Origin of the sequence: Acetobacter aceti (genome assembly GCF_002005445.1) — a bacterium.
Lineage (GTDB): Bacteria > Pseudomonadota > Alphaproteobacteria > Acetobacterales > Acetobacteraceae > Acetobacter > Acetobacter aceti_B.
In genome coordinates this window covers 1,347,365-1,358,828 of the sequence record NZ_CP014692.1, presented here as the reverse complement: position 1 = coordinate 1,358,828, position 11,464 = coordinate 1,347,365, and the positions used below count along the sequence as shown (strand labels likewise).

General features: G+C 52.2%; 10 protein-coding genes, 1 tRNA gene and 2 pseudogenes. 4 read left to right on the top strand and 9 right to left on the bottom strand.

The annotated features are described in order from the left end of the window. Window positions 1–143: 143 nt before the first annotated feature. From nadC to A0U92_RS06080, 6 genes are all read right to left on the bottom strand, one after another. Window positions 144–998 (bottom strand): carboxylating nicotinate-nucleotide diphosphorylase, encoded by an 855-nt coding sequence (nadC, locus tag A0U92_RS06100; RefSeq protein ID WP_077812452.1) that lies wholly within the window; start codon window positions 996–998, stop codon window positions 144–146. Between the two features lie 46 nt (window positions 999–1,044). After that, entirely contained in the window at window positions 1,045–2,025 is a 981-nt protein-coding gene (gene nadA / locus A0U92_RS06095) for a quinolinate synthase NadA (protein ID WP_077814282.1), read from the bottom strand. Window positions 2,026–2,126: 101 nt separating this feature from the next. After that, entirely contained in the window at window positions 2,127–3,041 is a 915-nt protein-coding gene (locus A0U92_RS06090; RefSeq protein WP_077812451.1) for an NUDIX hydrolase, read from the bottom strand. A 173-nt stretch (window positions 3,042–3,214) separates the two neighbouring features. Next, complete coding sequence (locus A0U92_RS17705; protein ID WP_187668986.1) at window positions 3,215–3,472, bottom strand: hypothetical protein; 258 nt, start codon at window positions 3,470–3,472, stop codon at window positions 3,215–3,217. A gap of 151 nt (window positions 3,473–3,623) precedes the next feature. Further along, a complete protein-coding gene (locus A0U92_RS06085) occupies window positions 3,624–4,808 on the bottom strand; it encodes a low temperature requirement protein A (protein WP_077812450.1) in 1,185 nt (394 codons plus the stop codon). Window positions 4,809–4,923: 115 nt separating this feature from the next. Then, the gene (locus tag A0U92_RS06080) at window positions 4,924–5,697 is read right to left on the bottom strand and encodes an SDR family oxidoreductase (protein WP_077812449.1); all 774 of its coding nucleotides are present in this window, start codon (window positions 5,695–5,697) and stop codon (window positions 4,924–4,926) included. A gap of 108 nt (window positions 5,698–5,805) precedes the next feature. Here A0U92_RS06080 and A0U92_RS06075 point away from each other — a divergent pair, with 108 nt between their 5' ends. Next, window positions 5,806–6,702 carry a LysR family transcriptional regulator gene (locus tag A0U92_RS06075; RefSeq protein WP_077812448.1) on the top strand — a complete coding sequence of 299 codons (897 nt, stop codon included), beginning with the start codon at window positions 5,806–5,808 and terminating at the stop codon, window positions 6,700–6,702. Between the two features lie 84 nt (window positions 6,703–6,786). On the opposite strand, the gene A0U92_RS06070 is transcribed toward A0U92_RS06075, so the two are convergent. Next, window positions 6,787–7,461, bottom strand: coding sequence for a glutathione S-transferase family protein (locus A0U92_RS06070; protein ID WP_077812447.1), 675 nt, complete (start codon window positions 7,459–7,461; stop codon window positions 6,787–6,789). A gap of 242 nt (window positions 7,462–7,703) precedes the next feature. Here A0U92_RS06070 and A0U92_RS18225 point away from each other — a divergent pair. Beyond that, window positions 7,704–7,940, top strand: a pseudogene (locus tag A0U92_RS18225) (IS481 family transposase); the annotation flags it as partial. Further along, a pseudogene (locus A0U92_RS17210) lies at window positions 7,930–8,016 on the top strand (IS5/IS1182 family transposase); the annotation flags it as partial. The pseudogenes A0U92_RS18225 and A0U92_RS17210, both read left to right, overlap by 11 nt. Here A0U92_RS17210 and A0U92_RS06065 read toward each other — a convergent pair. Next, window positions 8,016–10,307, bottom strand: a complete 2,292-nt coding sequence (locus A0U92_RS06065; protein WP_077812446.1) for a glycosyltransferase family 25 protein — start codon at window positions 10,305–10,307, stop codon at window positions 8,016–8,018. The pseudogene A0U92_RS17210 and the gene A0U92_RS06065 overlap by 1 nt on opposite strands. A gap of 275 nt (window positions 10,308–10,582) precedes the next feature. Between A0U92_RS06065 and A0U92_RS06060 the strand changes: the two genes are divergently transcribed. Further along, window positions 10,583–10,906 (top strand): hypothetical protein, encoded by a 324-nt coding sequence (locus A0U92_RS06060; protein WP_077812445.1) that lies wholly within the window; start codon window positions 10,583–10,585, stop codon window positions 10,904–10,906. A gap of 457 nt (window positions 10,907–11,363) precedes the next feature. Here the strand turns inward: A0U92_RS06060 and A0U92_RS06055 are convergent. After that, window positions 11,364–11,440, bottom strand: a tRNA-Arg gene (locus A0U92_RS06055). Between the last annotated feature and the right edge of the window lie 24 nt (window positions 11,441–11,464).

The window sequence follows — 11,464 nt, the reverse complement described above, 5'->3', positions numbered from 1 at the left end:
GTGCGGCAGATCGTGTTTTGACCGCCCTCACAGGCTCATCCCATGCCAGCCTGTCGAGCGTGGCAACGCAGGGCGCTCATCAGACCGCGCGCTTCAAATTTACCATTCAGCACACTTAATGCTTCGACATCCATTTGAGAGGCCTACGCGACGTCCAGCCCGATATCCAGAGCGGCGACTGTTTGCGTCAGCCAGCCCAGAGACAGGACATCAACACCAGTCTCCGCAATAACCTTTGCTGTATCAGGTCTGATGCCGCCAGATGCTTCCGCAATCGCCCGACCTCCAATCAGCTTGACAGCCTCCCGCAACTGCGCCGGGCTCATGTTGTCGAGCAGGAAAGCATCCGCTCCTCCATGCTCAAGCGCTGTTTCAAGCTGTTCAAGAGTATCGACTTCAAGTTCGATCTTCATCAGATGCCCGGCTCTCTGACGGGCTGCGCCGAGAGCGGCGGCGATACTGCCGCCACAAAGCGCAATATGGTTGTCCTTGATCAGAATGGCGTCATCAAGACGATAACGGTGGTTGGAACCCCCTCCAGCCAGAACTGCGTATTTCTGAAAAGCACGCAAACCGGGCAGCGTCTTTCGCGTGCAGCAGACTCGGGCTTTTGTGTCCTGCACGGCATCGGCAATGATGCGCGTAGTGGAAGCGATCCCACTCAGATGACACAACAGATTCAGCGCTGTCCTCTCGCCACCCAGAATGGCGCGGGCCGGACCACTCACCTTTGCAATGATCTCCCCTTCCTCCACACGTCGTCCGTCCTCAGCAGCAACATGGAACTGCACTGATGGGTCAAGCAGGGAAAAAGCCATGGCGGCACCGGGAAGTCCTGCGACGACACCTGCTGTTCTTGCACGGAAAACAGCGGTCATAAGAACCTCTGACCGTCCCAGCGCTTCCGTGGTGACATCACCGCCAATCCCGAAATCCTCCAGCAGGGCGCTCCGGACCATTGGTTCCCACATGATCGGGGGAAGATAGGCTGCACTCATGATATCACCCTGATTTCTGAGGAAAAATCTTGACAGCGGGAAGTCGCTATACGGCCAGCATCCGCTCGACCGCGCGGCGTGCAGGGGCCTGAAACTCAACAGGGATTGTGACTTCGGTCTGTAATGTTTCAAGAGACCGTCTGATCCCGGCCAGGGTAATGCGCTTCATATGCGGGCAGAGATTACATGGACGCACAAATCGTGTGTCCGGGTATAAGAGCGAAAGATTGTCGCTCATGGAACACTCAGTTACCAGAAGCACTTTTTCGGGTTTCCTCTGGGCGACCCAGTCGATCATCTGCGCTGTCGAACCGGAAAAATCGGCTTCGGCAACCACGTCCGGAGCACATTCCGGATGGGCTATGACAACAACACCCGGATGAATGCGACGATACTGGCGGATTTCCGCTGGAGTGAAGCGTTCGTGCACCTCGCAATGCGCTGGCCAGGTAATCATTTCGATACCCGTCTCCGCCTCGATATTTCTTGCCAGAAACTCGTCCGGTATCATGATGACGCGCGGCACACCAAGACTTTCAACGACTTTCTTTGCGTTGCCGGATGTGCAGCAGATATCAGTTTCAGCCTTCACCGCCGCCGTGCTGTTCACATAAGTCACGACCGGAACACCGGGCCATGCCGCCCGCAGCGCCCGGACATTGTCGGCTGTAATGCCTTCGGCCAGAGAGCATCCTGCATGCGCATCCGGGATCAGAACTTTCTTCGCGGGATTCAGAAGTTTTGCCGTTTCCGCCATGAAGTGAACGCCCGCCATCACAATGATATCCGCGTCCAGATCACAGGCCTCGCGCGCCAGAGCCAGACTGTCTCCGCGAATATCCGAGACACAGTGGAAGATTTCCGGCGTCTGGTAATTATGCGCGAGAATAACGGCATTTTTCTCACGCTTCAGACGCAGGATCGCTTCGATGTCATCCGCGTAAAGCCTGTCCCAGTCCTGCCGCGCCATCACTCCGGCAACGGGCTGGAAAAGGGTGTCTCGTGGGTTCGCCAGGAGCGTCGTCATCGGTCGTGCCTGCGTCGTCATTATGCTCATATTGAGCATATAGAGACTCAAGCCTGCTGCCTCAAGTTAATATTGGTACACGTTTCAGAGAGAAAACCTTCTCAGGTGAGCGGAGGCAGAGGCAGCTTGGCTCCGGCAAGGTAGCAGTTCTGGGACGACGCCTTGCAGAAACGATAGAGACGGGCAGGCCTGCCCTGACCTGATGGATCGAATAAATCCGTTTCCTCCACCAGCGACTGATGTTGCACCAGACGACGAAAATTCTGTTTATGCATCCGGCAGCCCGCCAGAGCCTCCATCGCCTGCTGGAGTTGCAAAAGAGTGAAGCATTCTGGCAGGAAATCAAAAACCGCAGGGGTATAACGAATTCTGGCGCGGATACGGGACAGGGCTGTCGCCAGAATTCGGCGATGGTCGTGCTTCATGGGATGCCCGAAAAAACCTGCGGGCTGATCAGTTTTTCTTTCTTCTCCCTTTCCTGCTTCAGGAAGAAGACCAGCCTCCCAGAGCAGTTCATACCGATCCAGCACAAGTTCGTCGTTCCATTCGTGACCATCCAGACCGAATGCAACAGAAGAACGACCAAGCCGTTTTTCATCATCAGACACCCAGCGTTTCATGTGTCCGACCAGATGCGCCAGAATCTCCTGAGAGCGCTCCGCCCTTCGGTCTTCCCAGGGAAAATATGCGTAGACAGACTGCCATGACGATGTTTCGGCAGATGAGCGTGCCAGAGCCATATAGGAAATCCGTACCGCCCGATTACCAAATTCATCCTCTGCATCGGCAAATGTATAAAGCTGTTCTGTATGGCCCAGACGAAACCCGGTCAGATTCTCAACCCAGTGCCGGAGGCTGCGTTGGAGAGACGTCTGCCCGGCCTGCAACGGGCCTGAAGGAAACCCGTCGCCCTCTCCCGTCGTGAGAACACGCAGTTGAGGTTCTTTTGCTGCACAGGCGTCGAGCCCAAGCACCACGGCCACCAGTTCAGTTCTACAATGCGCTGTTTCATTCATGCGATAGGCCGATACCGTCTCCTGTTACTGCTCGCAACCGGGATGCCTGTCTGCGGATTTTCGGCGCAGACTTCAACTCCAGGCTTTGAGGTTGGCTATATAGTCCGGACCCAGCAACAGGTTCCTGTGTCGTAACTCCATGCGCACGATCATCAGGCAACCCAGCGTCATTGTCACCCGCTCACGACCTGCACCAATTGCTGTTTTTCAATTTGCAGCAGTGTGTCGAGAGTGCGCTCCACCAGACCGTCATCGCTACCCATTGTGGTTGGCCGAGTTCCATCCAGAAGGCGATGGCGAGAGCCAAAGGTTGTACGAAGTGAAAACCCGAGCGTCGTCAGTTCAGGAGCAGGAAGCCAAGCATACGCCGATCGATCAGGTCTCAGGGCATCAAGGCAACGACACAGCATCGGGAGAGGGGGAGATGGCATCGTCCCTTATTGCCACGAAGCAGTTTCCATCTCCATGACACAAACACAAAATCATGACGAAAAAAACGCCTGAAAGGCAGAGTGCGAATTATCCCTTCCCAGCAATGCACGCATTCCCCAATCGGGAAGAGATTTTCCCTCACGCAGAAAATCAGTCCAGTGCGTTTCGAGTTCCGTTGCGCTGCTCACCCCACGCAAGAGCCAGCATCACGGCGGTCACAAGCAAGGCATCCGTCAGACGGGAAAAATGCAGCCCGAAAGGGGTCAACACCAATAGAACCGCAATCCCCATGAGGTGCGACAGGGCAAAAAATCCTGAGACAATTTTGCGGTAGAGAATACTGGCCAACAGGTAAAGCACCGGACCACACGTCATGATCAGGGCAGACGCGGCAGTCCCCTCTTCCAGCGGATTTTCCATCAACAGATCCGCTCCTACCGCCGTCACAATGATCCCGGCAATCAGCACTGCATGCAGATAGTGGATGGTCGCCCCCATTTTTCCCGGATCATCGGCCTGGGTGATTCTGTGTCTGGCAGCCTCTCCGGACGTGGCGAAATATAGCCACCACATGGCCAGCGTCCCCAGAAAACTGGTAACGAAAGCGACAAGATAAACCGGCGTCCAGTTCTGGTTTTCGGCCATGGACAACCCCGTCGCCATGATCCCCTCGCCCAGCGCCACAATCACGAAAAGCTGGCAGCGCTCAACGAGATGTGCGCCTTCAATCGTCCAGTCGCTTTTCGAATTGGATCGTCCAAGTCCCGGAAAAGGGAAACCGAACATCGGTGACACATATTCGCAGAGAGCAGCGATACACCACAGCGTCACGCGGAGAACAGGGTCCGCCGCCACACCTCCAGCCAGCCAGAACACGGCAGAAACCAGCATCCAGGCGAGAATACGCCGGTAATTCGGGGCAAGTGGATGATTGCGCGGCAACCACGCGACGACGAACGCACTTCGCCCCACCTGCATTGCCGCAAAGCAGAGCGCAAAAGGCAACCCGTGTTCCGCAAAGGAATCCGGGATCGCTGCCCCCATGAGCAGGGCGAGCACCATGGTGACGAACAGCACGCCGCGGACTGCCGGCAGGCGCGGATCGAACCAGTTCGTGAACCAGCCGGTATATTGCCAGCCCAGCCAGACAGCGAGCCAAATCACCGCTGTCTGCAAGGCTCCGAACAACGACAGATGATGCAACAGGCCATGACTAAGCTGTGTAATGGCGAAGACATAGACCAGATCGAAGAAGAGTTCCTCGTTCGTAACCGCGGCGTGGTGGCCGTCACGCGTACGGAGGAACGGGTGATGGCTGGTGGTGTCCTGCGACATGAAGTGTCCGTAAAAAGAGGATGGGCACAGAGTTCTGAACGTAGCGTCTCTTTCCCGGTTCATACCAGAGAGAATGAGACGCTATCCGTCCAGTGTCCTGTATGCCCCGGCACCGTTATTTGGTCGTATAACCACCGTTCACGAGGATCGTCTGCCCCGTCATCCACCAGCCCTCGGAAACCATGAATCGCACATAGGGCGCAATATCCTCGATATCGGTCAGGCCGGTTTTGCTGAAGGAGGACAGAGCAGCCGCTGTCTTGTGATAAGCCACGGCATCAGCGCCTTCCTGTCCGTAAAAGAACGGCGTGTCCATTGGTCCGGGACCGATGGCGTTTACGGAAATACCGCGCTCACCGAACTCCTTGGACGCTGCGCGCGTGAAATGTTCCACGGCGGCTTTCGAACCGGCATAGGTGGAGTAGAACGGGGTGTAGGCGCCAAGCAGCGACGTCACGATGGTGACGATCTTGCCGTTGTCGTTCACATGTTTGCCTGCCTCCTTGACGAAGAAGAAAGCAGCCTTGCTGTTGATCGCGAACATACTGTCATATTCATCCTCGGTGATGTCGAGAATGGGTTTCTTCAGCACCTTACCTGCCGTGTTGATGGCGATGTCCGGACGACCAACGGCGGCAACTGTCCCTTCAAACAGTTTGGTGTTTGCGGCAGCTGTCGTGAGATCTCCCTGAAATGCGACAGCCCTGACCCCCTGATTGTTCAGTTCGGTGACCAGCTTTTCCGCATCGCCCGCAGATTCAGCACCGTGATAATGAATTGCGATGGCTCCCACCCCGTTTGCGGCAAGGTCGCGCGCAATCAGAGCGCCCAGATTCTTGGCTCCGCCGGCAATCAGCGCAACTTTACCCTTAAGACTATGGTCGGTCATGAAATATCCCCTAACAACGAGCGTTACTTTAACGTTCGAAGTTTCGCGAAAAATCCCTTGATTTCCGGCAACACTGGTCAAGAATGACGAACAATAAGGAGTCCGCTTATGGACAGGATCGATCTCTTGCGTGTGTTCATAAGGGTGATGGAGACGGGCAATTTTTCCCGGGCGGCAGGGTCATTGAATTTGCCTCGTTCGAGTGTTTCAACTGCCATCCAGCAGCTTGAAACGAGGCTGGGAACGCGCCTTTTTTCCCGCACAACCCGGCTTGTCTCCTCCACGAATGATGGAAAGCTGTTTTATCAAAGGGCCTTACAGCTTGTGGCGGACATGGATGAGGCGGAAAGCCTGTTTCAGCAGAAGCGTGGTTCTCCCCGTGGCATTCTGCGGGTCGACATGCCAGGCCGTATTGGACGCCTGATTGTCGCTCCGGCGCTCCCCTCGTTCCTCGCATCCTACCCGGAGATTGATATCCAGTTGGGGGTGACAGATCGCTCTGTCAATCTGACAGAGGACGGAGTGGACTGCGCGCTACGGGTCGGTGTGCTGGCGGACTCCAGCCTGATTTCACGCCATATAGCTGACCTTCAGGTGATCAATGTCGCAAGCCCGCTCTACCTCGAGACGCATGGCGTTCCGCATACGCCTGAAGACATTCTCCATCATCAGGTTGTCCGCTACGCTTCTCCAGCAACAGGACGCATCGAGGAATGGGAATGGGTTCACCGCCGCGAATCAAAGAGCTGTCCCACTCAGGGACGCGTCACGGTCAACAGCGCAGAAGCACTTATTGCCTGCTGCGTGGCGGGGTCTGGCCTGATTCAGATTCCAGCCTACGATGTCAAAGAGAATCTCATCAGAGGTGAATTGGTTGCAGTCATGCCTGACTGGCAGGCTCCCCCTTTACCTCTGACACTTTTATATCCAGAGAGACGACACAAATCATCAAGGCTACATGTTTTTATTGAGTGGATTACGGCGCTGCTAAAAAATCAGCTTTAGTTACATTGCCGTCAGCGCAAAGGCCTTCACATGATGAAATTTCATGCAGTTCCTGAATAAGACCTTTTATGACCTTCGGTAATTTTATTCAATAGTTTCGAAAGCGTCGACCAGCCATTCATTGGGCTCCTGTGCAGCCTCTTCATACCACTGCTCCATCAGTGGATGCTCACGAACAGCTTCCATGTAAGCCCGCGACACATCAGAAACAGAAACATCAACATCATAACTGAGGAAACGACAGACAATCGGAGCAAAAGCAACATCTGCATTGGTAAAATCGCGGCCAAAAAGATAGTCCCCGCCTTCACCGAAACGACGCCGCGCTTCTGTCCAGATTGAATCAATACGGACAATATCTTTTGTGACTGCCTCCGACAGAGGCTCCTTGAGAGGGCGCTGACTCCTTCCCAGATTCATCGGCATTGTAGAACGGACACCCTGAAATCCTGAATGCATTTCAGCGGATATGGACCGAGCCATCGCACGCGCGACCTGGTTTTCAGGCCAAAGCTTTGGTTCCAGCTCCGCGCAATACTCGGCAATTGCGAGACTGTCCCATATCTTCACGTTCCGATGTTCCAGAAAAGGAACCTTACCGTTTGGAGAAACATGCGCTATCCGCACGCTGCTGTCTGGCTGACGAAGCGGTATGACTTCTTCCGATACGTCCAGACCCGCCAGCTTTACAGGCAGCCATCCTCTCAGGGACCATGAAGAATAACGCTTGGTGCCTATGACAAGACGACCTTTTCTCATGAGAAAAATTCCCCATCCCGTGGAGCAGAATATGTAGCATTCTATTGCATTAGACTGGCGAACCGCGTTTACAGAAATTTTTAATTTTTAGCTATATCTGACGGAAAATAAGCCGGGTGATTGCAGAAGGTTATGATTCATGGATTTGCGACAGCCTGATAAGATCAAGATAACCCAGATGTTTGGTCGCCAGCTTTGATGGTGCATTATTTTCACGCGAGTGGACGGAAGCGCTACGGGCCATAGTTCACCACGGGACCGTCACAACGAAAGCGGCAGTCCGTCGAGTAATACAGCATCGTCAAGCGAGCCTGAGGGGGCTGATGAAACGCTGCGGGATCAATCCACGACGGTCACGAAGTGGAAGAAACGGTCAGATGCGCTGGATCGTCCCACCGCCCCACTCTCCGGCGTCAAGCGTTCTGCCGATTGAAGAAGAGACCGTGATCGTGGCGTTTCGCCGCCACACGTTGGATCCGCGAGGGACGATGGGAAACCATGAACCATATTCTCGTGATCCTGTCGCGTGAGCAGGAGGGGCGAAACGCTACGCCTTAAATCTTATCTGCGGCTAACGGTCGGTAGCGCACGATCTCAAGATACCCCGCACGTCCCCGAATTGGTAAACGAGCAAGAAGTTCAACAGAAAGAGCAAAGGGCGGCTCACTTAAATCAAGGTAACCTTTGCGGATATCAGCACCATCCTGATGGGGAGCATTGACGTTTCCTTCCAGAGGCAGAACATTATTACAAATAAGAACTTCATCAAAATTGTCAAAATTCTGAATGGATTTCTTAATATTCTCATTTGACAGGTGTTGAAATACTTCTCGTATGATAGCCAACTGTGCAGGTTTGGGCTTTTCCTGTACGATATCGATCTGCTGAAAATCACAGTTGTTAAGACCCGCGTATCTTATCCGATTTTGAGCGATAACCTCGTCTACAATATCCAAAGCGGTGAAATGGGTCTGAGTGCACTGGAGCGCTATTTCTGATCCAATGCGAAAATCGCCACACCCGATGTCGCACACAGATTTTATCTGATAAAAAGTGATATAATCACAAATAAATTTTATGTATTCTGGAACACGATTTGGGTCAGAGCCTGGTCCTGAATAAGCGAAATCTCCCCCGTTTCCCCATACAGAATTTTTGTAAATCCTTTGAAATGTTGTCTTTCTATCGCTGTTAATTTCAGTACAGTCTGTAGAAACTCCTGAAAAAACCCCATAATTCTCATGAAGACTCTGAAGCCGGTCGAGCTCGTCGATTGGGAGATGAGGCTTGCACGCTTGATTATAGGTTGTTTCTGCTAAAAAAACACTATTCTCATCAATATCAGCCAGATACGACCAGGATTGGCTTTCCCATAAATGATGACAATAGGCTTGCGGGAAGGCAATATTCTTTCTGAAGAGATTTTCGAGGCCTTCTCTATCCCAGGTCGGAACAAAAAACGCTTCTGGCTCCAGAATGGAAATGAGGTCAGGAACCTGCGTCGCCAGGAAGGCTGGCACGATTACCGAATGATAATTCCACACATTTCCATCGAATTTCTTGTACGTTTCCCACCATATATCAATAAACTTTGATCCCAACGGCGCTATAATAACTGCATTACCAAGCTTCCCCTGAGCCGGACCAGCTTCCGTACTTTCCATTTCTCGTGCCATAACCACGCTATTTTCAAGAAGCGATGACATGTCACGGACACAGACCGTATCGAGGTCAAGATATAGACCACCAAACGAGCGCAGAACGGCAAGGCGGATGACATCCGCCTGGTGAGCCGGATGCCTGACAGCATTGCCAAATATTTTATCCGGGATCGGAATGATAGCAATTTCTACAAGCGGTTTGATTGCTTCCCAATACGTCCCTGTACCTTTTTGTGTGCACCAAAGGATAATCCGCCTGTGCGGATGGAGATTCCATGCAGATCTGATCGCCATGTAATGGGTAAAGCCAAATGGCCTGTCAGAATCGCCACTTGTCAGAACGAAATGAATAAGAAAAAAATCTTCACTGGGCTCGAAACTACCACCCGAAAGAGCAGAAACGAGAATACTGCGAACATCTTCTGTTCCGTAGTCAATACCGCAACCGGTCAAATTGGTCTGTAGAACCGGTTGTACGCTTGAATTGGCTACATCATTCTCTGGAACCGCGAGAGGCGGAAAGGATGCATAGGCCTTCATCTGTGGAAGAAGCGCACACATCATATTATCAATACCGGTATTAGGCAGCGCGCGCTGCAATCCGTGATAATAAAGCTGCATGGGACGGAGTGGCAGGCAAAACTGCATGAGACGCGCCGCACCGGAGGGAGAAACGGAATAGGCGGCAATGCCGCATAGGCTCCGCACGGGCCAGAGACGAGAGTCAACAGCCCCCTTGAAAAAATGTTCCGGCGCATTTCGTTCAAGTTGTTCGAACGTAACGGTGCACATCCCGAGAGCGGGAGGAAGATTTATGGAAAGATGCGAGTCTAGATTATATGCCCAGAAGATGATCTCCCAATCATCATCAAGAGACTCGATCAAACGGTCTGTTTCCGCCGTGAAATTCGGCGCAAGAACGGCGTCATCTTCAAGAACGGTGATCGCCTTCCCGGTCTGTATAGCATGATTCCATTGAAGCACATGCGACATGGCGCATCCGATTGCGCCATCCGTATAAATCAGGCTGGGATCAAGAAGATGGTTTTCCATCAATTCCAGGCGGTTAATGTCTGATCCATCAACCGCCGATACACGATCAATATTATCATGATCAGGATTCAGATGTCTGAACCGGGCAAGCCGGTCAAATCTGTCATCCATATTGATTAATCTGATATCCATGCAATCCTACCTTCCGAATATCGCCACAAATAGGATGGAATGTTTTAAAATTTGACTACTTTATCTTGTCAGATGTTTAGGCATTGTCACGGCGCGCCAGTTAAACCCCAAGCCTATCCGAATGAAGATTGTAATTTCTGACAGACTGCAATGACTGTTTTCCCGTTTTTGAGAAACAGACAAAGGATCTCCGACCTCGTCGGGAAAGCCATACCAGCGGCAGGTGACTGACAGTCGTCTGTTTGTGGAAACTACGTCGCTGATGCGAAAGCGATGTGATCGGGCGGATCTTCCTTTATCCGACCACCGGTCGCGATAACGAATACGTGATAATCGGCAAGGCAACTGCCCGGGCGCATCAGCACTGCACCGAAGTCTCGAAAAAGGACGCGGATCAGGTCATCGGGCGATCTCCAGGCGCGTTACCCACAGAGATTCAGGCTATCTGCGGCATTCTTGGCAATTCAGTTCAACTCAATTTTATATCAACGCAGGATGTCGATATTACCCGGACAGAACCAATTATGAGACACATCGATCCGAATGTTTTTCTTGCCGAAAGAAATATGACATGGACAGGCTGGCAGAACACGGAATGACCTTGGCTGCTCCACCAAAACGGAACAGAACGACACAACGGAAAACCGACTTTTCTCCTTAAGAAGGAGCATAATTCTGTCGCGTGGTGTTTCAATAAACTCAGACAATCACATGCTATCACAATCCATTACGGCAAACATAAATCTACGCTTCTCGATTTGTTCGGTTCGCCTCGATCATCATCCTGCTTAACGGACGACACGCCGCACTATAGACACATGCCAACCTTACTGCGATTTACCTCAAAATAACTAACGGAGAAAATAAAAACACTCTTAAATGAATTCTAATTATAGATTTTCCATATCACAGAAACAATAACGCCATGTAAATGACGATATTTTCGCAATATCTTCAATCAATAGGACATACGGATTAAAGCTTCAGATAGACAGAATTATTTGAGATTATGCAAGCTGTTGGATAAACGCTTGTTTGCGGAACTTTCATAGCTCCTGGCGGACCCGACGCGATTCGAACGCGTGACCTTTGCCTTCGGAGGGCAACGCTCTATCCAGCTGAGCTACGGGTCCACTGCGCGCCTTACTACAGCAGAC